This window comes from Streptomyces sp. NPDC015139, assembly GCF_043079785.1.
GTDB lineage: Bacteria > Actinomycetota > Actinomycetes > Streptomycetales > Streptomycetaceae > Streptomyces > Streptomyces albidocamelliae.
The window spans coordinates 77,007-97,232 of sequence record NZ_JBIBUW010000022.1; the positions used below are offsets into that span (position 1 = coordinate 77,007).

The window sequence follows — 20,226 nt, forward strand, 5'->3', positions numbered from 1 at the left end:
CGCGCTGAAACGCTCCGAGCATGATTCGTACTCGTCAATTACTGACAATGGCGGTCGGGTTGGTGGCAGTGGCTTTCTCCGTCCAGAGCGGAGTGAGCGGGGCGGCGACAGCCGCCGTCCCCACCCGGCCCGTCACGCAGCCGGCCCTGTCCGCTTCCGCATCCGCTGCGGCGGCCGCGACCAAACCGAACATCGTCTTCGTCCTCACCGACGACATGTCCTCGAATCTGCTGCCGTACATGCCCCAGGTGCAGAAGCTCCAGTCGCAGGGCACGTCGTTCAGCGATTTCGTGGTCAGCAACTCGCTCTGCTGCCCGTCCCGTTCGTCCATCTTCACCGGCGAGTACCCGCACAACACCGGCGTCCTCAGCAACGAGGGACCGAACGGCGGCTTCAACGCCTTCCACGACAACGGGCTGGAGAAGGACACCTTCGCCGCGGCGCTGAAGGCCAAGGGCTACCGCACCGCGATGATGGGCAAGTACCTCAACGGTTACGACCCCAGGTCCACCGTCGACGGCCAGCAGCCGTACGTGCCGCAGGGCTGGAGCCAGTGGGACGTCGTCGGCAACGGCTACCCGGAGTACAAGTACAAGCTCGCCCACAACCACACGATCGAACCGCACGGGAAGAAGAACAAGGACTATCTGACCGACGTCCTCAGCAAGAAGGGGCAGTCGTTCATCAAGGAGTCCGCGGCGGCGAACAAGCCGTTCATGCTGGAGGTCGCCCTCTTCACGCCGCACGGCCCGTCCAGGCCGGCCCGCCGGGACAAGAAGGACTTCCCCGGGCTGACGGCGCCGCAAGGGCCCGCCTTCGACAAGCTCCCCACCGACGCGCCGCCGTGGCTGGCCCGGCAGAATCCGCTGACCCGGAGCGAGAAGAACACGATCGACAAGAAGTTCCGCAAGCGCGCACAGTCGCTCCAGGCCGTCGACCAGATGCTCGGCAAGCTCCGCCAGACCCTGATCGGGGCACACGTCGCCGACAAGACCTACGTCGTCTTCGGCTCCGACAACGGCTTCCACCTCGGTGAGTACCGCCTCAAGGCCGGGAAGCAGACGGCCTTCGACACCGACGTGCGCGTGCCGCTGGTGATCGCCGGCCCCGGTGTCGCGGCCGGCCGGACGAGCCACGCCCAGGTGTCGAACATCGACCTCGCGCCCACCTTCGAGAAGATCGGCGGTGCCGCCGTGTCGTCCCGGGTGGACGGGCACAGCATGCTCCCGCTCCTGGACGGCGGATCGGCCGCGGGCTGGCGCACGGCCAACCTGATCGAGCACCGCCACGCCCAGCAGGCGCCCGACGACCCCGACAACCACGGCACCGAGAGCATCAGCCCGCCCAACTACCACGCCATGCACACCAATTCCTACACCTACGTCGAGTACGACAGCGGCGCCAAGGAGTACTACAACCTGCGCACCGACCCCGACGAGCTGCACAACATCGCCGGACGGCTGAGCCGGGCCCGCCTCGCGAAGCTGCACACCGCGCTGACCCGGCTGAAGAACTGCCAGGGCGACGGCTGCTGGAGCGCCGGACACCCGTAGCCCGCGAGCCAACAGGTCCCGTACACAAACCTGTTCACCCCCTCCGGCCCGTTTCCCGTCATGCACAGCACCGGAAAGAGGTTCTTTCGCATGTTCTCGTCCGATGCCCAACCACCCAGCCGCCGAAGGGCGCTTGCCTCGATCGCAGGGGCCGCCGTCGCCGGATCCGCGCTCCTGTCCGGCGCCCCGCGCGCCTTCGCCGACTCCGACAGTGCCGAGCCGGCCGCCGAGGCGGCGCGCGGCGGGCTGCCGCTCACGGTCGTCAACAGCAGCGGCAAGTTCGCCAACCACGCGATTCACCTGTACATCGTGGGCAGCAGGGGAGACCGGCAGGTGCGGGTCACCCGGCGCGGCACCCTGGCCCCCGTCAAGCTCTCCGACAACCACGCGGGCGGCTTCACCGACTACGCCATCCCGCTGGCCGCCCGCGGCGCGACCAGGCTGCGGCTGCCGCGCATGTCCGGACGTATCTACGTGGCAGTGGGCCACAGGCTGAAGTTCAAGGCGGTCAGGGGCGCCGACGGCAGGATCGGCCTGCAGCAGCCAGCCGGCTGGGTGGAGTCCGACCCCAACTACCCGGTGCTGCACGACTTCGTGGAGTTCACCCACGACGCGGCCGGCATGCACTGCAACACCACGATGGTGGACATGTTCAGCGTTCCGATGATGATCGGGCTGAACGGAGCGAAGAACCACAGCACCGGCCGGCTGCGCGCCGGCGGCCGCGCCCAGGTCTTCCGCGCCCTGCGGAACCACCCGGACTTCTCGCGGCTCGTCATCGGGAACCGGCGCATCATCGCCCCGAGCCACGGCCTCGACGCCGGTCTGTTCCCCCAGCACTACTTCGACCACTACATCGACAAGGTCTGGCAGACCTACCGCGACAAGGACCTCGTCGTCAGGACGAACTCGGGCGTCTTCACCGGCCGGGTCAGGGACCAGCGGCTCACCTTCTCCGGCCCGGCGCAGGTGTCCTTCGCCAAGCCCTCCACCCGTGACGTGCTCTTCTGCGACGGGGCGCTCGCCGCCCCCAACGACGGGGCCACCGGCCCCGTCGCCGCCGCCCTCGGCGCCGGATTCAACCGCTCGACGCTGCTGAGCCATCACAAGCAGCCCACCACCCACGCCTCGGCCTTCTACGGCACCGCCGTCACCAACCACTACGCCAAGGCCATCCACGCCGCGACCACCAATGGCAAGGCCTACGGCTTCGCATTCGACGACGTGGCCGACTGGGCCTCGTACATCGAGGACTCGAGGCCCCAGCACATGTACCTGACGCTGACCCAGTTCTGAACCGACCTACCCCGCAAGGAGTTGCCGCATGCGCAAGCCACGCACCGTCCAGGCCGTTCTCACGGCCGTACTGATCACGAGTGCCGCGATCGGTCTCAGCGTCAACACGGCGTCCGCCGCAGAACAGCGGGGCGGATTCGTCGTCAGCAAGGCTCAGTACAACAAGATGTTCCCGCACCACAAGAAGCTCTATACCTACGAGGGCCTGGTCAAGGCGATGAAGGCGTTCCCGGCCTTCGCGCACACCGGCGACGCCGGGACAAGGAAGCGTGAGGCCGCCGCGTTCCTCGCGAACGTCAGCCACGAGACCAGCGGTCTGATCTACATCAACGAGCAGAACGAGGCCAACTGGCCGACGTACTGCCAGCCGGAGCCGTACGGCTGTCCCGCCGGCCAGTCCGCCTACCACGGCCGCGGCCCGCTCCAGATCAGCTGGAACTACAACTACAAGGCGGCCGGTGACAAGTTCCACGTCGACCTGCTGCACCACCCGAACCTCGCGGCGAAGAACTCCGTGGTGACCTGGAAGCTCGCGCTCTGGTACTGGATGACCCAGTCCGGCCCCGGCACCATGACGCCCCACCACGCGATGGTGGGGAGCGGCGGCTTCGGCGAGACCATCCGCAGCATCAACGGCAGCCTCGAATGCAATGGCAGCAACACGGCCGAGATGCGGGACCGGATCGCGAAGTACAAGAAGTTCACCGAGATGCTCCACGTCGGCACCGGCCGGCACCTCAGCTGCTGACGGCAGGGGACGTCATGCCGCACATACGTGTCCTCGCCCTGCCGTTACTGCTCTCGGCCGTACTCGTGGCCGGCAGCCAGGGCACAACGGCCACCACGTTCGCGGCGGGCGGCCATTCCGCCCCCGCCTCCGCCGCCTCCGCGGCGAAGAAGAAGGGCATCAGCGCCTGGAAGTTCGACGGCGTCACCAAGGCGCTCGCGAACTCGAACGTCGGGTGGTTCTACACCTGGTCCTCGGGCAAGGGCGGCATCAGGCCACCGCGGGGCGTCGAGTTCGTGCCCATGATCCACGACAAGGGCTCGGTGACCGAGAAGGAGCTCGGCCAGGCGAAGAAGCAGGGCAGTACCCTGCTCGGCTTCAACGAACCCGACAGGCCGGACCAGGCGGACATGACCGTCGACCAGGCACTCGACCTGTGGCCCCGGCTCCAGTCGACCGGTCTGCGCCTCGGCGCTCCCGCCGTGGCCACCGGCGGCGATGTCGCCGGCGGCTGGCTGGACCGGTTCATGAAGGGCGCCGCCGCCCGCCACTACCGGGTCGACTTCATTCCCCTGCACTGGTACGGCGCTGACTTCAACTCCCGACGGGCGACAGGGCAGTTGCACGGTTACATCGAGGCCGTGCACAAGCGCTACAAGAAGCCGATCTGGCTCACCGAGTACGCCCTGACCGACTTCTCGTCCGGCACCCCGCGCTATCCGACCAAGGAGCAACAGGCCGCCTTCGTGAAGAAGTCCACGGGCATGCTCCAGCACCTGTCCTACGTCCGGCGCTACGCGTGGTTCACCCTCTCCACGAACCGCGGCGACGGCACCGGCCTGTACCGCGGTGCGAAGGCCAACCGGGTGGGCGCCGCATATCGGGCGGCGGGCTGAAAAGGCCCTCTGCGCCCTTTCGATCCGACAACAAGAGAAGAGAAACGAGGCTCACGTCATGAGCAAGCGGATCCTGCACGCCTGCCTCGCGGCCGGAACAGCCGCACTGACCGTGGTCGTCGCCCTCGCTCCGGCGAGTTCCGCCGCGACCGACTCCGCGCGGGCCCACGGGCCGAAGTGCTGGGCGACGCACTACGGCCCGGTACCTCCCGGCAGCACCACGTCGAACGGCGACGTCTTCGACAACAGCAAGAACACCGCGGCGACTTCGCTGACCCGCAAGCACCAGCTGCCCTTCGGCACCCGAGTGAAGGTCACCAACGTGGCGAACGGCAAGTCCCTGGTCGTACGCATCAACGACCGTGGCACGTTCAAGCACACGAAGCAGGAACCCAAGTGCCTGGACCTGACCGACGGCGCCTTCCGCAGGCTCGGCGGGAGCCTCGACCCCGACGCCGGTCACATTGTCGTCCGGCAGAAGGTCCTGCACTAGCCACCCGGTTCACGGCATGAGCGCCCGGGCTGTCCCCCGCAGCCCGGGCGTTTCACCTTCCGTGTGCCGCCGGAGCAGGGCGATGGCGCCGAGGGCGGTGCCGGGGTCGCCGAGTCCGGCCGGAATCACACGAGGCACCCCGTACGAGCCGCGGGCGATACGCGCGTCGAGCACACGCTCGATCGGCGCCATCAGGGCCCGACCGGCGTCGACCAACTCACCGCCGATGACGATCACGTCCGGTCCGACGGCATGGCTCACATCGGCCAACACCCGCCCGACCTGCGCGCCCACTCGCGACAACACCGCATGCGCCATCTCGTCACCTGACTCCAGCGCGGTCACCAGCTCCGGCACGTCCGCCACCGCGCATCCCGCCGTTCGGCAGGCGTCGAGTACCGCCTCGACCGACGCCACGGTCTCCAGGCATCCGACCGCGCCGCACTCGCAGGGCGCGCCGTCGGGGTCCACGCTGATGTGGCCGAACATTCCGGAGCGGCCGTCGGCGCCGCGGTGCAGGGCGCCGGCCATCACCAGTCCGCCGCCGACGCCGTGCGACAACCGCAGATACAGCACGTTCCGTTCGCCCGCGGCGGCTCCCCAGACCGTCTCGGCCAGGGTGGCCAGCCGGGTGTTGTCGTCGATCAGCGCCGGTGCGCCGAAGCGTTCGCGCACGCGCGCCACCACGACGTCGTGCCGAGGAGACCACAGCGGCCCGTGCCCCGGCGGTCCGACCGGCCCGATCACGCCGATGCCGATGCCGTTCAGGGCACCCGGCCGCAGCGTTCCACCCGTCAGCCGGTCCGCCAACCGCCACGCGAGGTCGATGCGGGTCTGCCACGGGGTGTCGGGACCGTGCGGTTCGCCGGTCGTGCCGACTATCGCCTGCGTCGCGTCCGTCGCGGCCACCCGCACCGCCCGGCGCGCGAACTCGATACCGAGCAGCCGGCCTGCCCCGGGGTTCAGGGTCAGCACCTCCGCCGGCCGGCCCCGCCTGCGCCGGGCCACCTCCGGCACCGAGGCGAGGACGGTGCCGTTGTCCATGAGCGCTCCGACAGCGTCGTAGAGCGTGGTGCGGGACAGGCCGCTCAGGGGCCCTAACTCTCCTCGGGTCAGCGGGCCGTGCTCGCGCAGCAGGCGCAATACCAGGGCCTCGTGCGCGGTGGGGGCCGGTGTCGGCTCGGTCAGCATGGCGAAGACTCCCCTCTTTCAGTGCAGCTGTCACGTGACAGGGCGGAGTTGATCCGCCACCTGTGGCGCGAGAAGTTAGGGGGCGGCTTTGTGGGAATTCTGTGGGCCTGCGATGCGGCGGCAGGTCGGACACGACATCGGTGATGCGACCGCCCACCGCTCAGAGGGAATGTGTTCGGGCGCGGGCGGTGTCGCCCCGCACCGGCGGTGCTCCCGTCTCCGTGATCAATCGCACTTCCTCGGCATCGCTCAGCGCGCGCTCGACGGGTTCCGCCCGCTCCGGGCATTCGGTCAGCGGAGCTACGAGCCTCCCCACCTCGGGCTCGTCCATGCGGTCGACGGCCCGTGCCACGGGGGCGAAGAACGGAGCGCCCACGGCAACGGCCCAGCCCACCATGGTGAGGACGCGATCGGAGCCACCGGTGTCGATCCCGTCGGCCTCCGCCGCGTCGGCCCACGCTCCCGAGGCCCGGATGCCCACGCGTGCGTACGAGGGCCCACGTCGCCCGGCGTTGGGCTCCGCCGGGTGGATGTGCTCAGCGAGGTGATCGGCAGTGACCGATCGGACGTATCGAGGCGCGCTCGATCAAGGAGCGGGGACACCTCGCCTGCCCCATGTGCTGATGCTGTGGCTGGAGGAGAGTCCTGCGGCCGCCCTGCCGCCCTCGTCTTGAGCGCAACGCACGCTGATGACGGAGCCGTTGCTCAGGGCCGGCTGCCCGGCAAGGCTGACGCGTGACGCTCGCCTGCACGGTCGGGCTTCCCCTGTTGTCCTGGGAGCAGACACCTGCGGTGTCGTTGATGCCCGGTTGGAGTGTGGCGTTCCCACTAGTCGGCGTCACCGGCTGCTAAGAGGCGAGTGCTGAGATCGCGTGTGGAGCGCGGAGGCACCAGGGCGCGATGCCGCTCGTCGACATCAGGCAGTGTGAGGTCGCTGCAACCCCTGGAGGAGGAGAGCGATCAGGTGTCGGGGGTTGTAGCGGGGGTCGTTGTCTCGTCCGATGCAGAGGTTGCCGATGCCGCGCATCAGCTCGTACGGCTGCGTACCGGGCCTGATCTCGCCGGCTTCGACTGCGGCGTCGAGCAGTTGGGCGCAGACGGGCAGCAGACGGTCGAGGAAGTAGGCGTGCAGCGCGGCGAAGCGGTCGTTGTCGGACTGCAGGGCGTCGGCGAGTCCGTGCTTGGTGACGAGGAAGTCGACGAAGAGGTCGATCCACTGACGCAATGCGTCGAGCGGGGAGTCGGCACTGGCCAGCAGGTTCGGGCCGGCTTCGGCGCATGCCTCGATCTGGTGACGGTAGACGGCGGTGACGAGGTCCGCCCGGGTCGGGAAGTGACGGTAGATCGTGGCCATTCCGACGCCCGCCCGGGCCGCGATCTGACGGATCGGCGCGTCCACGCCGGAGGTGACGAACACCTCGGCGGCGGCGGCAAGCACCGTCTGCCGGTTGCGCTGGGCGTCGGCCCGCTTGCTTCGGGACGGCGGCTGCCCTGCAGGGCTGTCGGTGGGCATCGCGTACTCCTCCACGCCGATTGACAAAGCGGAGCGACGCTCCGGATACTAAGGGGAACAGCGCTCCGCTTCAGCTTAGCCGAAGCGGGATGCCCTGACCGCCCTGCCCTCCGACGGTCGCAGCAGACCAGCGGGCGGCAGGTGCCACCGAAAGGGAACCCACATCGTGAGCACATCCCCCCTCCCCCACGCCGACGCCTTGGCCACGCCCGCCCCGGTCCTGTCCTTCAGCCCCGTAGTCCTCCCCGTACCCGGGCGTCCTGTAGACCTCCAGGTGCGCGTCTCCGCACCCGCGACCGGAACCGGCCTCCCCGTCATCCTCCTCTCCCACGGCCACGGTCCCTCGAACAACCTCTCCTCGCTCAATGGCTATGCGCCGCTCGCCAACTTCTGGGCCGCTCACGGATTCGTCGTCGTACAGCCCACCCACCTCACCTCAAGGACACTGAGCCACCTGGTCGCCGACGCACCCGGCGCACCCGACTTCTGGCGATCCCGCGCTGAAGACATGACCCACATCCTCGACCGGCTCGACATGATCGAGTGCACCGTGCCGCAGCTCGCGGGACGGATCGACCCCACCAAGGTCGCCCTCGTCGGACACTCGCTCGGCGGCTTCACCGCCGCCCTCCTGCTGGGTGCCGGCCTCGACGACCCCGACACTGGGAACGTGGTGCACCTCGTCGAGCCCCGGATCAAGGCCGGCGTGCTGCTCGCCGCGCCCGGCAGGGGCGGCGACGCCTTCAACGGGCCCATGGCCGAGCAGTGGCCGATTATCGGCGCCGTCGACTTCTCCACCATGACCGCACCGGCGCTGATCGTCGCCGGTGACAAGGACGACTCCCGGCACTTCACGGACATGGGACCGGACTGGCACGCCGACCCCTACAACCTCGCCCCCGGACCCAAGACCCTGCTCACGCTGTTCGACGCGGAACACGGACTTGGCGGGATCGCCGGATACGACGCCGCCGAGACCACTGACGAGGACCCCGAGCGAGTCGCCGCCCTCGCCCGGCTCACCGCGGCCTATCTCCACACCCAGCTTCACCCCGGCGCCCCCGTCTGGCGGGCCGCGTGCGAGGTACTGACGACCGGCCCCAACCCCATAGGACGAGTCGAATCCAAGTAGCCCCCCGGCCACTTCCCCCATCGGACGGCCCGCGCTACCGGACGCGCAGGGTCTGTCAGCCGGTACTCGACGACGGCGTCCGGGCAGCCGGCCGCCACGGTGTGAAGTGCCTCGGCAACAGAGCCCTCAGCGTGGGTGCGCCGCGACAGCCGCCGGTACCTGGCCGGCTGGTACCGGCGGCTCCGCGACGCCTACGTCACCACCATGGCCGAGTTGGGTGTCGCGGCCCCGCCGCACACGCTTGGCATGGCGCAGCGGAGCCCGAAGGAGCCCGGGTCCAGGCGGTGGTGTCAGGCCTTGGCAGACGTGTAGGGAGCGTGGCCTTCGCTCGGCGGAGACTGGAGACTGCCGTACCGCTCCATGCGCTGCCAGCGCAGTCGGGAGCCTGAGACTGCGGTGAACACGGATTGGATCACCACCAGGTACATCAGCTGCCGGTAGACGAACTGCTGCAGCGGCAGGCTCCACAGTGGGCCGGGGCGTTCCCCGTCCAGGCGGAACGCGTACAGGCCCATCAGGAGTTGCAGGAGCAGGAAGGCCAGCCAGAGTCCGGTGATCCGTACCGGGTCGAGGAAGAGCAGCCCGTACACGGCGAAAATGTCGACCACGGGGGCGAGGAGCGGCAGGAGCACCTGGAAGAGCAGCAGATAGATCAGGCCGCGGCGGCCGAGTTTGCCGGCGGAGCCGCTCTGCACCAGCGCGCCGCGGTGTTTCCACATCGCCTGCAGGGTGCCGTAGCACCAGCGGTATCTCTGCCGCCACAGGGCGTTCAGTGTCGCGGGTGCTTCGGTCCAGGCAATCGCGCTCTCCTCGTAGACGACGCGCCAGCCGGCGCGGCACAGCGCCATGGTGAGGTCGGTGTCCTCGGCGAGGGTGACGTCACTGACGCCGCCGAGGTCGAGGAGCGCACGGCGACGGAACGCGCCGACCGCTCCGGGGACGGTCGGCATGCATTCGGCGAGGTCGAACAGGCGTCGGTCGAGGTTGAAGCCGACCACGTACTCGATGTGCTGCCAGCGGCCCAGCAGACCGCCGCGGTTGACGACCTTGGCGTTGCCCGAGACGGCGCCGACGCAGGGCTCGGCGAAGGGCTGCACGATCTTGCGGACGGCGTCGGGTTCGAAGACCGTGTCGCCGTCGACCATGACCACCAGTTCACAGCCGGCCGCGGCGAGGCCCGTGTTGAGCGCCGCGGGCTTGCCCGCATTCGCCTGCCGGATCACCCACACCCGCGGCAGGCGGAGCGACTCCACCAAGTCTGCGGTGCCGTCGGTGGATCCGTCGTCCACCACGATGATCTCCACGGGGTGGTCCGAGGCGGCCAGCGAACGAACGGCCGCTTCGATCCCGGCGCTCTCGTTGTAGGCGGGGACGATGATGCTGACCGGTTCGGTCACCGGCGGTCCCCAGGACCGGCCTCGTCGCCGGGAGCGCTGGCGCCGGTGCCGGCGGGCCGCGACCAGTACGACCGCCGCGCGCAGCACACTGACAGCGCCGGCTGCGTACATGAGTACGCCCAGCAGCCATACCACCCAGTCACCCGCCTGAAGCAGCTTGATCAAGGCCATGCCCTGCAAGTGGTCGCCGATACCGGCGCGCTGGACGGGCCCGGCCATACCGACCGCGGCGCCGACCGTGGCGAACCGGAAGCCTTGTGTCTTGAGTCGCGGGATCAGGGTGTTCAGTGCGGCGACGGTCTGGGACCGGTCGCCGCCTGCGTCGTGCATCAGCAGGATCTGCCCGGCGTGGCCGTGGGGGGTGGAGTTGGCGGTGATGCGGTCCGTGCCGGGGCGCTGCCAGTCCTCGGCGTCCTGGGTGGAGAGCACCGTGACGTAGCCCGCCGTGTCGGCCTGCCGCAGGACGGACCAGTCGGCGTCGTCCAGCGCGCTGTTCGCCGAGGAGTAGGGCGGCCTGAGCAGTGCGGTGGTGACCCCGGCCGCGCCCGCCACGGCCAGCTGTGTCTCGCGCAGTTCCAGGGAGCGCTGCCAGGCGGGGAGGCGGGCCAGGTCGGCATGGGTGAAGGTGTGGATGCCGAGCTGGTGGCCCTCGGCGACGATCCGGCGGACCAGCTCGGGGTGGTCCACGACCTGGGTGCCGACGACGAAGAACGTCGCATGCACGTGGTTGCGGCGCAGTACGTCCAGGATGCGCGGCGTCCAGCGGAGGTCGGGGCCGTCGTCGAAGGTGAGAGCGATGGTGCGTGCCTGGACCTGGGCGGTGTGCGCTGAGGTGGCGGCGTTCGCGATCACGGGGCCGCCGTGGACGACCTGGCTGGGCACCGCCTCGCTGCGGCCACGGGCGTCTGTGGCCGCGTCCGAGGTGATCCCGAACATGTGATGGGTGTAGCCCTGCAGCACAAGCGCTGCCGACAGGGTCACCGTGAGCACGCTGAGCAGGAGCCAGTGGGTGCGGGGGGTGATCTGGCGGGCGCGGCCTCGGCGGCGGGCGGGAGCGTTGTGGTGTCGGCTGTGGGTCACGTCGGGTCTTGGGTCACTTCGCGGGTCTGTGGGACGAGCCGAGGGCGCGTCCTCTGGAGGACGGGGCGGGGGCGGCGGTCGTGGTCGGGGCGGCGGTCCGGGCCGGGGCGGCTGTCGTAGCGGGCGCAGCCGTGGACGCGTAACCGGCCGCGGGGGTGTGGGGAGCGGCCGACCGGCCGGCGGGGCTGGTCTCCTGGGGCCCAGCTGTGCTGGATTTCGTGTCTTCAGCGGTGGCTTTGGTGCTCTTCGCCGGGCGCGCCGAGTCGGGGGCTGTGGCCGCGGGCGTGGCCGAGGAGGGCGAGCCTGCCTGGGGGACGAACGGAGAGGCGATGGTGGGGCCGCCCAGGACCGCGCTGATCAGCAGGGCGACGTAGCCGCCGGCGGGGATCACCAGGAGCCGGGCCGCGCGGGCCACGCGACGCTGTCGCCGCCCCGAGGAGTCGACGAAGACGGGCCCTTCGGACTCACTTGCCGGTGCATCGGCCTCTGGGGCCCCTGGGCCCGCGGGCTCGTAGGCCGGGAGCTGCGCCGTGATGACGTCGCCGTGCGGGGACTGCCACGGCGTCGCGGCGTGCTGGGCCGGGTAGGGCCAGGGGGCGGTCTGTGGTCCGTCCCAGGGCGGTGTGGCGGTGTCGGTGGCGACGTTCCCGTCGTACTCGTGGGTGTAGGCGTACGGGTACCCGCCTGGGTAGCGATCCTCGCCGTACACGGCTCCGCTTTCGTCTGTCCACCGCACGAGTTGTGTCCTTTTGTCCTGGACGACCCACGCGGTCGCCCGCATGAACAGAGCGAACGAGGCCGGAAGTGTTACACCTGGGCCTCCCGAGCCGGCCCCCCATTTCGCAACGCCGGCGGTTTGCAGCCGCTTCATCACCGCGTTACCGCAATCGCGCCGTGACGCAGGTCCGTGCGGCTGCGCAGGGGGTTGTCGCGGATGCCAGGTCGAGGGCCGAGCCGGCGAGGGCGGGGCTGGATCTCGCGTGTCGACGGGCACTCGATCCCGGGTCCGCCTTGTAGGCCGCCGGCCGCCGGTCCGATGTAGGGGACGGCCGGAACCCGTGCAGTGGGCGGGTTCCTGGCCGCCCCGTCCTCTCCGCGCCGCTCGCGGGGGGAGTATGCGGCAGCACGAAGGGGGCCGGCGGTACCGGCAGCCGACCGGTGCTTTCCGGTGGTGCGGTACCGATCCCGGTACTGGGTCAGCGCATGATCGGTGCGAAGCGTCACTGACCACGGCGCGCCTGGGGTCCGCCCGAGTTCCGTCGCCGCACCGATGTCAGGATGAGCTGAACGCACCAGAGGACCGGGCTCCAGCGAGCCCATGGGGCCCTTGGTGCATAGTGACACTTCGGTGACGCCAGGCGCTATGCACCATGGGGCCGTCGATGCGACCAGAGCGCGGGGACGGCACGGAATCGGTATGACCCCGGCGCGAACGAGGACGGTCTTGGGCCAGGTACGGCAATCCCGGCGCACGCATACGCGCGATGGGGAATTGGGCGCTGCGGTCGCACAGGCCCAGGACGGCGACGAGGCCGCCTTCACGGTGGCCTACCGGCTCGTGCAGCCCAGCCTGCTCGGCTATCTGCGCGGACTGGTTGGTGATGACGCCGAGGACGTGGCCTCCGATGCCTGGCTGGAGATAGCCCGCGACCTCGGACGCTTCAAGGGCGACGGGGCGGGTTTTCGCGGGTGGACCGCGACCATCGCCCGCCATCGGGCGCTGGACCATCTACGCCGCCAGCGTGCGCGGCCGCGGAATGGAGGGACCGAGCAGGACCTGCTGCATCTGTCGGCTCCGCACAACACCCACGACCAGGCCCTGGAATCCCTCAGCACGGCGCAGGCTCTCGCACTGATCCGCGGACTACCGCAGGACCAGGCCGAGGCCGTGCTCCTGCGGGTGGTCGTGGGTCTGGACGGCCCCGGCTCCGCCCGCGTGCTCGGCAAGCGGCCGGGCGCGGTGCGCACGGCCGCCCACCGGGGCCTGAAACGTCTCGCCCGGCAGCTGGGCGTTGGCGAATCACATGAGGATGTGACGGGTGAGACTTCCCGGACGCTGGGGGAGTGGACATGAACGACGCAGGTGAGAGCACGCGGCCGGAAAGAGCCGTGCACGGCACCTCGGGGAATCGAAACGGCCGGACAGGAACGGAAGCAGGCATGGGCAGACGGCTGAGCGGCGACGGAGTTCCAGTCCGTCAGCGGCACGGGCACCCTGACGGCAGCGCTCCCGACCATCCGAGCGGACACGATGGCGCCATGCTGGAAACCCTGCTGGCCGCCGCCCTTCGCACGGGCCACCTCGATCCCGAGGACGAACAACGTGCACTGACCGCCTTCCGAGCAGCCGCCCACAGCGCAAGCGCGCGCCGGGCGCGTACCCGGCGACGGGACGACTGGCGGCCATCCGAGGAGCGGCGTGTCCGCCACCCGGGACGGATAACGTTCGGCGTGGTGTTCGCCAGCCTCACTCTGGGCGGCGTCGCAGTCGCGGCCATCGGCTCCACCGGCTCGCACCAGGACGGTGCCCCTTCCGGCCCGGTCTCCTCCCACCCCTCCGTGGTCGCTCCCGACCAGCCGGGCGGTACCGCGACAGCGACGTCCCCAGGCAATCCCGGGACAACGACCCGCCCCTCCCCCGCGCAGGACACCGAAGCCCACTGCCGCGCCTACCAGGAGATCGGCAAACACGGCCATGCGCTCGACTCGACGGCCTGGCAGCAACTCGTCGTCGCCGCGGGCGGAAAGAACAAAGTCGCCGCATACTGCTCCGCGCAGCTGCCGCACACGACGGCCCCATTGGCTGGCGCGAGCAGCAGGGGCAAGCCGGGCCAGCGCGCCACCGAACCCGCAGCAGGGAACACTGACGCACCCGGCAGTGCCACGTCCGGCAATCGAGGTTCCGCTTCCCATCCCGGTGACACGCGCACCACGGCCGAGACCGGCCGGGCAGATGGCGGGAGCGGCCAGACAGGCGGCGGAAAAGGCAGCGACCAGCACTAGTAGCCTGCGCGTCCTTGGCTGCCAGGTGCTGTCGGCTGGAGCCGTGCGCATGCGGCCGGTCCGACGATGTGGCGCGGCGCGCGCCTCTGTACTCCGCCTACGTCGGCACCGACCGGAACATCCACGACGCCGGCCGCGACGACACCGCCCGCCGCGCGCTGCTCGGCCGGCGCGCCACCCTGGAGGCGGCTGCCGAATAGGCCCGGCGCCGCAAGGAAGGCCAGGACGCAGACCGCTTGACCGGTCGGCACCCGACCTGCCGACAGCGGGCGCCCGGCCGGTCATCCAACGGAGGGGGTCGTTGTCCTCACCGCCCCAGACCAAGGCGTAGGCGTCCGCGCCGTGTCCGGCCAGCCACCTTGGGGCGTCGTCGGCGCGGGAGTCCTGCTCGCTCATCACAGCGCTTCCTGCTCGTGGCTTTGTCCACCAGAGCGGACAGCAGATGTCCACCACGTCGGAAGGCACCTGGCCTGGCGGTTTCGGAAGCACTCGACGAGGCACTGCGTGCGGAAATGAGATGGGCCGCATAGCGGCGCGCTTTGCTTCCTGGGCCGGCCGCGGCTGCGACGGCTGCCGCCGAGCGTCAGACGCCTGGTTCTCCCCGTCCGGTGGCGAGTGCCTGCCGGATCACGGTGGTCCGCGGGCGTAGACAGGTCGCCACGGCCCCGGTCTCGGCGACCGCTGATCGGGATATGTGGATCAGGGGCGCCGGGCCGGGACGGACACTGCGGTAAGACGTTCGGCCTCGGTCCACAGGCGTGCCGCGATGGCCTTGTCCTGGGCGCTGCGCGGGAGGGGGGTGGCCTTGGTCGGGCCGACCATCGCCCAGCGCGGTCCGTAATAGCCTGCGGCCGTGGCGTCGGGGCTGGTGGCCGCGTACAGCAGCGGTTCTGCACCCTGCTCCGGCCCCTGGGACGGAACGATCTTGTACAGGAGCGATTCCAGCAGGCCGGGTCGGCCGCCGTTCAGGGTGGGGCCGGAGGTCATCAGGTTGGTGCGGGTGTAGCCGGGGTGAGCGCCGGCCGACAGCAGGGGCCAGTTGTGCTGCGCGGCGAGCTCGGCGAGGTGGGTCATCATCAGCATGTCGGCGAGCTTGGACTGGGCGTAGGCCCGGGTGGGGCTGTAGTCGCGCGTCGACTGCAGGTCGTCGAAGTAGATGCGGGCCCGGTTGGCGGTGCCGCTGCTCATCGTGGCCACCCGTGAGGCAGGGGCGGCCAGGAGCAGGGGCAGAAGCTGGACGGTGAGGGCGAACGGGCCGAGAAAGTTGCTGCCCAACTGCAGCTCGAAGCCGTCGACGGTCTCCGTGCGCTGAGGCACGTTCATCACGCCGGCGTTGTTCAGCAGCAGGTCCAGCGGCCTGCCGTCAGCGGCCAGGCCGTCGGTGAACTCGCGGACCGATGAGAGGTCGGCCAGGTCCAGGCGGCGGACCTCCGCCCGGGCGCCGGGGTGCGCGGCGAGGATCTCGTCGCGGGCCTGCTCGCCCTTGGCCGGCGTGCGCACCGCGAGCACGACATGGGCTCCGGCGCCGGCCAGTCGTTTGGCGGCCTCCTTGCCGGTGCCGCTGTTCGCGCCGGTCACCACGGCGAGCTTTCCCTGCTGGTCAGGAACCTGATACATGTCGAAACTCCATTACGGACTGCCGGTCTCTTGTTCCGTTCCACGGTAACGTACCACCGGTATCTAATCAAAATACCGCTGGTCTGTAACATTGGGGCGTGACCTTCCAACGTGCCCGCACCGACGAACAGCGCAGCCAGCGGCGGCGCCAGATCCTGGACACCGCGGCCGTGATGCTGACCGAGATGCCGGTCGCGAAGCTGAGCCTGAACGAACTGAGCCGCCGCGTCGGCCTGGCCAAGGCGAACGTGCTCCGCTACTTCGAATCACGCGAAGCGGTGCTGCTCGACCTGCTCGACACCGAAATCCAGGACTGGATCACCGAGCTGGGGCGAGCACGGACGGACGGCCAGGGCACGACGCGAGAACGCGGAGACGGGCTGGCCGACCTGCTCGCCACCTCGATGACGCAGCGGCCCGTCATGTGCGACCTGCTCAGCGCGCAGGGCGCCGTGCTGGAGCACAACATCTCTACCGAGGTCGGCATCCGCCACAAGCATGCCGCCCGCGAATCACTGCAGAGCCTGGTCCAGCTCGTCCTGCGACACCTCCCCGAGCTCGGGCCCGAGGACGCCGCCGCACTGGTGGAAACGACCCTGCTCATGGCCATGACCGCCTGGCAGTGCAGCCGCCCCTCGGACGCGATGCTCGCGGTCTACGCCTCCGATCCTGAACTGGCCTCCATGCGTCTGGACTTCACCAACCTGATCCGACGTGCGACGGCAGTGACCACCTCCGGCCTGCTGGCCCGACGCCAACCGCAGACGGACACGAGCCCGGCCCCCTGAAAGACAGCCGCGTCAGGTGTCGGGTGGGTCAGCCGGCGGCGTGCGGGGCCCAGAAAGTGGTCAGCTTCCCCGCGCCGTTCTCAACGCCCTGCCACGAGCCGCCAAAGGTGAGCACCGCGATCGAGGACGTCGGAAAACCGGCGCGGTTGAGACGTAACAGCGCATCGCCCTGCATCTCGCCCGCCAGAGCAACGGACCGAAGGCCCTCGCTTCGACGCGGCCCGCACCCGGGGAGGCGAGCGGGTGTTCCGCATCGCCGACCGTCACCCACGAAGAGCCCCGGTGGCCGGCCTGCGCACCCCAAGCCCGCGACCCGGGCGTGGGCAGCATGATCGGATTCCCGCTGTTCACCGCCCCCCACCCGTCGGCGGCTGCCACCGCCAAGGGGCGGGTGATCCGTACAGCAAGATCAGGCGTTGGATCCGCCGTTGCTGCGGCGCTGCCCGGAGCGGCTGCCGTGCCAGTCCAGCACCAGCGTGGTGGCATCGTCCGCCAAGGATCCCCGACACGCGGTGAGGACCGCTGCCGTCAGGGCACGTACTACTTCCCGCGGATGCTCATCGCGAGTGTTGCCGATGAGAGCCCGCAGGTCGACCGCGGCCGCGCCGCGTTCCCGCATGCCGTCGGTGAGCAGCACCAGTCGGTCGCCCGGCTCCAGACGCAGCCGCTGCACCTCGTAGGTGACGGGGGCGGGCACCCCGAACGGCAGATTGACCTTGAGGGGCAGTTCCTCCACCCGGCCTTCGCGCAGCCGCAGGGGCCAGGGGTGGCCGGCGTTGACCAGCTCGCAGGCTCCGGTGTCCAGCTGAACTCGCAGCAGCTGGCCGGTGGTCATGCCGCGGGCGTGGCGGGTGAGTGCCTGGTGTGCGGCCTGGGCCTGGTCAAGGATGCCGCGGCCGGCGCGGCGGGCTCCGCGCAGGGCGTTCACGGTGAGCGTGGCCAGCAGCGCGGAAGTGGTGTCGTGGCCCATCGCGTCGGTGATCGACAGGTGGAGGGTGTCCTGGTCGAGGGCGTAGTCGTAGGTGTCGCCGCCGATGTCGTCGGCCGGGGCGAGGCCGCCGGCCAGGGTGAAGTGCGCTCCCTCGCAGCAGGACGCCGAGGGCAGCAGCTGGTGCTGGATCTCCGCGGCCAGACTCATCGTGGTGGTGCGCCGGCCCCAGTGATACAGATCGGTGAAGCGGCGGTCGGTGACCACGATGTAGGCCAGCGCGTGCGCCGCCTGTTCCACCGCCTCGCGCACCGCGTCGTCCGCATACGGCACTATCAGTTCCAGTACACCGATGCAGTCACCACGGTTCGTCACCGGCGCCACCAGCCGACACCCGTCCTCGACGTCCGCCTGGTGCAGCCGCTGGGAGCGCAGCACGTGCTCGTAGACGCTGCCAGCCAGTTCGATCCGCCGCGCCTCGCCCCGCGCCTGCCCGGCCGTGCCGGCCCTGGGCAGGCGAACGGCCTCGCGCCCGAGCATGTCGACGAACCAGAACGACACCTCGCTCGCCGAGAACCGCTTCTCCAGATTCCGGGCGACCACGTCCACCGATTCCACCGGCGCGGCATCCTCCGCCGCACCCAACACCTCATCCAGGCCCAAGCCGACATCCCCGGCCACAGCCACCTCCCCATCCACCCGATGCACCCAATCCGACTTCCCCGGCAATCGGGGAACCAGATGCACCAGATTCGAGCAGTTGAGGAGGGGTCGGCCGGTCGTCCTACCGGCGTGGGCCGGCTGGAAGCCGGGACAGCCCTGGCCCGTCCTCCCCCGCCCCACCTGGCGGCCCGACATCCGTGCCGCCGTGATCTCCCCGGCCCGGGTCAACATGCACCGCAAGATGGTCGCGCTCGCCGCGGCCACCGGGCAGGGCCCCGTCGCGGTCCTCTCGCACTGCGCCGTGTACGCCGCCAACGGACCCGGCCCGCTTGACGTCCCGCCCTACGACACCGACGGCAAGACCGTGCCCGGCTCCTTCCGGGTCGGCGTCAGCCCCGGGCTGGTCAAGCACAAGGCCACCCAGAGCGTGCTGTGGGGCGCCAACGTCCTCGGACAGCTCGCCGGTGACGACCACGTCGCCGACCTCGCCCGCCGGCCGACGCAGCTCCGCCGACGAGCCGCCGAAACCCTCGGCGAGATCTACTTCCGCGACAACGGCCGCCGCGCCCACGGCCTCGAAGTCGAACTCACCGACGTGATCGACCTCGAATTCGAGCTGTTCCCCCTCCTGCACCAGGCGACCGACCCGCCGCTGGTGAGCCGTGGCACGGTAGGTGTCACCGCGGCAGGCTTGTTGTCACTGCGAGTCTCCGGTGGGGTCGTAGTGACGCCGGGGTTCTGCGGTCGATCCGATGAGGCGGTCGGTCAGGCTACCGGGCGGACTCGGCCACCGACTGCCTGCTGCAGCGCGGTTTCCAGCCGGTCGCGGGCCTCGGTCTGTGCGGCGATCCGTTGGTTGAGGACTGCCAGACGTTGCAGCGCGACCCGCAGGCCCCTGTCCGAGGGCGGTGCCGCAGCCACATCACCGTCCAGGCACGGCAGGAACACCCGCACGTCGTCCAGGGTGAGCCCGGCGGCCAGTAGGTAGCGGATGTTGCCGACTCGCACCACGGCCCGCTCGTCGTAGACGCGGTAACCGTTGGAGGCCCGTTCGGAGGAGATCAGTCCGGCCTGCTCGTAGTGCCGCAGCGCACGAGCGGTCGTCCCGGTTGCCTTGGCCAGCTCACCGATCCGCACCCGTCCCACCTCCCGGGCCACTCCTATCACGCCACGACCGCGCCGCCGTCGACCGGGAGTACCACTCCGGTGACGAAGGAGGCGGCCGGGGCGGCAAGCTGGGCGATCGCCCAGGCCACCTCCTCGGGGCGGCCAATCCGGGCCAGCGGGGTGTGCGCCAGCTGCCACTCCCGCACCGCGGCCATCCGTTCCGGCGTCAGACCCTGGTGCTCCCCGATAGGAGTGTCGATCGCGCCGGGCGCGACTGCCACCACCCGGACCCCGCGGGGTGCCAGCTCAACCGCCCAGCTGCGCGTCAGCAGCTCCAGAGCGGTTTTCGTCGCCGCATAGACCGAGCTGCCCGGCCAGGCCCGCTGTCCCACCGATGTACTGACATTGATGATCATCCCGCGCGACGCCTCCAGGAGCGGCAGCGCGGCCTGAGCCAGCAGTATGGGGGCGACGAGGTTGGTGGCGAGCTGAGCCTCGATCATCTCGGGCGTCAGCGTGCCCAGAGCGCCACTGCGCACTATGCCGGCGTTGTTGACGAGCGCGTCCAGCCGACCGTGCATCGCCAGTACGGCCTCGACAATGCGACAGGGCTCGCCCTCGGCGGTGATATCGGCGGCCAGCGGTGTGATCCTGGCGTCCCCGGCAGCGGTCTCTTCGAGCGGTTCGACTCGCCGCCCGATCGCGACTACGTGGGCGCCCTCGGCCGCGAAGGCACGGGCAGTTGCCCGGCCGATCCCGGTGCCGGCTCCGGTGACGGCGACGATCCTGCTGGTACGCGGTGCGGTGCTGTTCATGCCAATGATCGTCCAACCTTGCCGCCA

General features: G+C 70.2%; 20 protein-coding genes and 1 pseudogene. 11 read left to right on the forward strand and 10 right to left on the reverse strand.

The window, feature by feature from the left end:
- The first annotated feature begins 62 nt into the window (after nucleotides 1-62).
- From ACF08B_RS36420 to ACF08B_RS36440, 5 genes are all read left to right on the forward strand, one after another.
- Nucleotides 63-1,553 carry a sulfatase gene (locus ACF08B_RS36420; RefSeq protein ID WP_392321323.1) on the forward strand — a complete coding sequence of 497 codons (1,491 nt, stop codon included), beginning with the start codon at nucleotides 63-65 and terminating at the stop codon, nucleotides 1,551-1,553.
- Between the two features lie 90 nt (nucleotides 1,554-1,643).
- Nucleotides 1,644-2,849 carry a beta-1,3-glucanase family protein gene (locus ACF08B_RS36425; protein WP_392321324.1) on the forward strand — a complete coding sequence of 402 codons (1,206 nt, stop codon included), beginning with the start codon at nucleotides 1,644-1,646 and terminating at the stop codon, nucleotides 2,847-2,849.
- Nucleotides 2,850-2,877: 28 nt separating this feature from the next.
- The gene (locus ACF08B_RS36430; protein ID WP_392321325.1) at nucleotides 2,878-3,597 is read left to right on the forward strand and encodes a chitinase; all 720 of its coding nucleotides are present in this window, start codon (nucleotides 2,878-2,880) and stop codon (nucleotides 3,595-3,597) included.
- A 14-nt stretch (nucleotides 3,598-3,611) separates the two neighbouring features.
- Nucleotides 3,612-4,472 carry a glycoside hydrolase family protein gene (locus tag ACF08B_RS36435; RefSeq protein ID WP_392321326.1) on the forward strand — a complete coding sequence of 287 codons (861 nt, stop codon included), beginning with the start codon at nucleotides 3,612-3,614 and terminating at the stop codon, nucleotides 4,470-4,472.
- 58 nt (nucleotides 4,473-4,530) lie between these two features.
- Nucleotides 4,531-4,965: a septal ring lytic transglycosylase RlpA family protein gene (locus ACF08B_RS36440; protein ID WP_392321327.1), complete on the forward strand. Its 435-nt coding sequence runs from the start codon at nucleotides 4,531-4,533 to the stop codon at nucleotides 4,963-4,965.
- Between the two features lie 9 nt (nucleotides 4,966-4,974).
- Here the strand turns inward: ACF08B_RS36440 and ACF08B_RS36445 are convergent, their stop codons facing one another.
- The 3 genes from ACF08B_RS36445 to ACF08B_RS36455 all read right to left on the reverse strand — a co-directional run bounded on the left by ACF08B_RS36445 (nucleotide 4,975) and on the right by ACF08B_RS36455 (nucleotide 7,669).
- Nucleotides 4,975-6,156, reverse strand: coding sequence for an ROK family protein (locus ACF08B_RS36445; RefSeq protein WP_392321328.1), 1,182 nt, complete (start codon nucleotides 6,154-6,156; stop codon nucleotides 4,975-4,977).
- A 160-nt stretch (nucleotides 6,157-6,316) separates the two neighbouring features.
- Nucleotides 6,317-6,637 (reverse strand): hypothetical protein, encoded by a 321-nt coding sequence (locus ACF08B_RS36450; RefSeq protein WP_392321329.1) that lies wholly within the window; start codon nucleotides 6,635-6,637, stop codon nucleotides 6,317-6,319.
- 435 nt (nucleotides 6,638-7,072) lie between these two features.
- A complete protein-coding gene (locus tag ACF08B_RS36455; protein ID WP_392321330.1) occupies nucleotides 7,073-7,669 on the reverse strand; it encodes a TetR/AcrR family transcriptional regulator in 597 nt (198 codons plus the stop codon).
- A 166-nt stretch (nucleotides 7,670-7,835) separates the two neighbouring features.
- On the opposite strand from ACF08B_RS36455, the gene ACF08B_RS36460 reads away from it, so the two are divergent.
- The gene (locus ACF08B_RS36460; RefSeq protein ID WP_392321331.1) at nucleotides 7,836-8,801 is read left to right on the forward strand and encodes an alpha/beta hydrolase family protein; all 966 of its coding nucleotides are present in this window, start codon (nucleotides 7,836-7,838) and stop codon (nucleotides 8,799-8,801) included.
- Nucleotides 8,802-9,091: 290 nt separating this feature from the next.
- Here the strand turns inward: ACF08B_RS36460 and ACF08B_RS36465 are convergent, their stop codons facing one another.
- Together ACF08B_RS36465 and ACF08B_RS36470 are read right to left on the reverse strand one after the other, a co-directional pair.
- Nucleotides 9,092-11,278, reverse strand: a complete 2,187-nt coding sequence (locus ACF08B_RS36465) for a bifunctional polysaccharide deacetylase/glycosyltransferase family 2 protein (protein WP_392321332.1) — start codon at nucleotides 11,276-11,278, stop codon at nucleotides 9,092-9,094.
- 13 nt (nucleotides 11,279-11,291) lie between these two features.
- Nucleotides 11,292-12,014 carry a hypothetical protein gene (locus ACF08B_RS36470; protein WP_392321333.1) on the reverse strand — a complete coding sequence of 241 codons (723 nt, stop codon included), beginning with the start codon at nucleotides 12,012-12,014 and terminating at the stop codon, nucleotides 11,292-11,294.
- Between the two features lie 681 nt (nucleotides 12,015-12,695).
- On the opposite strand from ACF08B_RS36470, the gene ACF08B_RS36475 reads away from it, so the two are divergent.
- The 3 genes from ACF08B_RS36475 to ACF08B_RS36485 all read left to right on the forward strand — a co-directional run bounded on the left by ACF08B_RS36475 (nucleotide 12,696) and on the right by ACF08B_RS36485 (nucleotide 14,481).
- Complete coding sequence (locus tag ACF08B_RS36475; protein ID WP_392321334.1) at nucleotides 12,696-13,352, forward strand: RNA polymerase sigma factor; 657 nt, start codon at nucleotides 12,696-12,698, stop codon at nucleotides 13,350-13,352.
- 185 nt (nucleotides 13,353-13,537) lie between these two features.
- The gene (locus ACF08B_RS36480) at nucleotides 13,538-14,281 is read left to right on the forward strand and encodes a hypothetical protein (protein ID WP_392321335.1); all 744 of its coding nucleotides are present in this window, start codon (nucleotides 13,538-13,540) and stop codon (nucleotides 14,279-14,281) included.
- Nucleotides 14,282-14,349: 68 nt separating this feature from the next.
- Nucleotides 14,350-14,481, forward strand: coding sequence for a hypothetical protein (locus ACF08B_RS36485; RefSeq protein ID WP_392321336.1), 132 nt, complete (start codon nucleotides 14,350-14,352; stop codon nucleotides 14,479-14,481).
- Between the two features lie 499 nt (nucleotides 14,482-14,980).
- Here the strand turns inward: ACF08B_RS36485 and ACF08B_RS36490 are convergent, their stop codons facing one another.
- Nucleotides 14,981-15,898, reverse strand: coding sequence for an SDR family oxidoreductase (locus ACF08B_RS36490; RefSeq protein ID WP_392321337.1), 918 nt, complete (start codon nucleotides 15,896-15,898; stop codon nucleotides 14,981-14,983).
- Between the two features lie 98 nt (nucleotides 15,899-15,996).
- Between ACF08B_RS36490 and ACF08B_RS36495 the strand changes: the two genes are divergently transcribed.
- A complete protein-coding gene (locus ACF08B_RS36495; protein WP_392321338.1) occupies nucleotides 15,997-16,686 on the forward strand; it encodes a TetR family transcriptional regulator in 690 nt (229 codons plus the stop codon).
- A gap of 28 nt (nucleotides 16,687-16,714) precedes the next feature.
- Here ACF08B_RS36495 and ACF08B_RS36500 read toward each other — a convergent pair whose 3' ends face one another.
- Together ACF08B_RS36500 and ACF08B_RS36505 are read right to left on the reverse strand one after the other, a co-directional pair.
- Nucleotides 16,715-16,861: a hypothetical protein gene (locus ACF08B_RS36500; protein WP_392321339.1), complete on the reverse strand. Its 147-nt coding sequence runs from the start codon at nucleotides 16,859-16,861 to the stop codon at nucleotides 16,715-16,717.
- 234 nt (nucleotides 16,862-17,095) lie between these two features.
- Nucleotides 17,096-18,295 carry a PP2C family protein-serine/threonine phosphatase gene (locus ACF08B_RS36505; RefSeq protein WP_392321340.1) on the reverse strand — a complete coding sequence of 400 codons (1,200 nt, stop codon included), beginning with the start codon at nucleotides 18,293-18,295 and terminating at the stop codon, nucleotides 17,096-17,098.
- 118 nt (nucleotides 18,296-18,413) lie between these two features.
- Between ACF08B_RS36505 and ACF08B_RS36510 the strand changes: the two are divergent.
- Nucleotides 18,414-18,725, forward strand: a pseudogene (locus ACF08B_RS36510) (transcriptional regulator); the annotation flags it as partial.
- Nucleotides 18,726-19,042: 317 nt separating this feature from the next.
- Here ACF08B_RS36510 and ACF08B_RS36515 read toward each other — a convergent pair.
- Together ACF08B_RS36515 and ACF08B_RS36520 are read right to left on the reverse strand one after the other, a co-directional pair.
- Nucleotides 19,043-19,414: a MerR family transcriptional regulator gene (locus ACF08B_RS36515; RefSeq protein WP_392321359.1), complete on the reverse strand. Its 372-nt coding sequence runs from the start codon at nucleotides 19,412-19,414 to the stop codon at nucleotides 19,043-19,045.
- 26 nt (nucleotides 19,415-19,440) lie between these two features.
- Nucleotides 19,441-20,199: an SDR family NAD(P)-dependent oxidoreductase gene (locus tag ACF08B_RS36520; RefSeq protein WP_392321341.1), complete on the reverse strand. Its 759-nt coding sequence runs from the start codon at nucleotides 20,197-20,199 to the stop codon at nucleotides 19,441-19,443.
- Nucleotides 20,200-20,226 lie beyond the last annotated feature (27 nt).

Excerpts from the sequence above, each read along its gene's own strand:
- ACF08B_RS36435 (WP_392321326.1), top strand. The coding sequence starts at position 3,612 with ATGCCGCACATACGTGTCCTCGCCCTGCCGTTACTGCTCTCGGCCGTA.
- ACF08B_RS36475 (WP_392321334.1), top strand. The coding sequence starts at position 12,696 with ATGACCCCGGCGCGAACGAGGACGGTCTTGGGCCAGGTACGGCAATCC.
- ACF08B_RS36490 (WP_392321337.1), bottom strand. The coding sequence starts at position 15,898 with ATGTATCAGGTTCCTGACCAGCAGGGAAAGCTCGCCGTGGTGACCGGC.
- ACF08B_RS36480 (WP_392321335.1), top strand. The coding sequence starts at position 13,538 with ATGCTGGAAACCCTGCTGGCCGCCGCCCTTCGCACGGGCCACCTCGAT.
- ACF08B_RS36430 (WP_392321325.1), top strand. The coding sequence starts at position 2,878 with ATGCGCAAGCCACGCACCGTCCAGGCCGTTCTCACGGCCGTACTGATC.
- ACF08B_RS36500 (WP_392321339.1), bottom strand. The coding sequence starts at position 16,861 with ATGCAGGGCGATGCGCTGTTACGTCTCAACCGCGCCGGTTTTCCGACG.
- ACF08B_RS36440 (WP_392321327.1), top strand. The coding sequence starts at position 4,531 with ATGAGCAAGCGGATCCTGCACGCCTGCCTCGCGGCCGGAACAGCCGCA.
- ACF08B_RS36520 (WP_392321341.1), bottom strand. The coding sequence starts at position 20,199 with ATGAACAGCACCGCACCGCGTACCAGCAGGATCGTCGCCGTCACCGGA.
- ACF08B_RS36445 (WP_392321328.1), bottom strand. The coding sequence starts at position 6,156 with ATGCTGACCGAGCCGACACCGGCCCCCACCGCGCACGAGGCCCTGGTA.
- ACF08B_RS36455 (WP_392321330.1), bottom strand. The coding sequence starts at position 7,669 with ATGCCCACCGACAGCCCTGCAGGGCAGCCGCCGTCCCGAAGCAAGCGG.
- ACF08B_RS36425 (WP_392321324.1), top strand. The coding sequence starts at position 1,644 with ATGTTCTCGTCCGATGCCCAACCACCCAGCCGCCGAAGGGCGCTTGCC.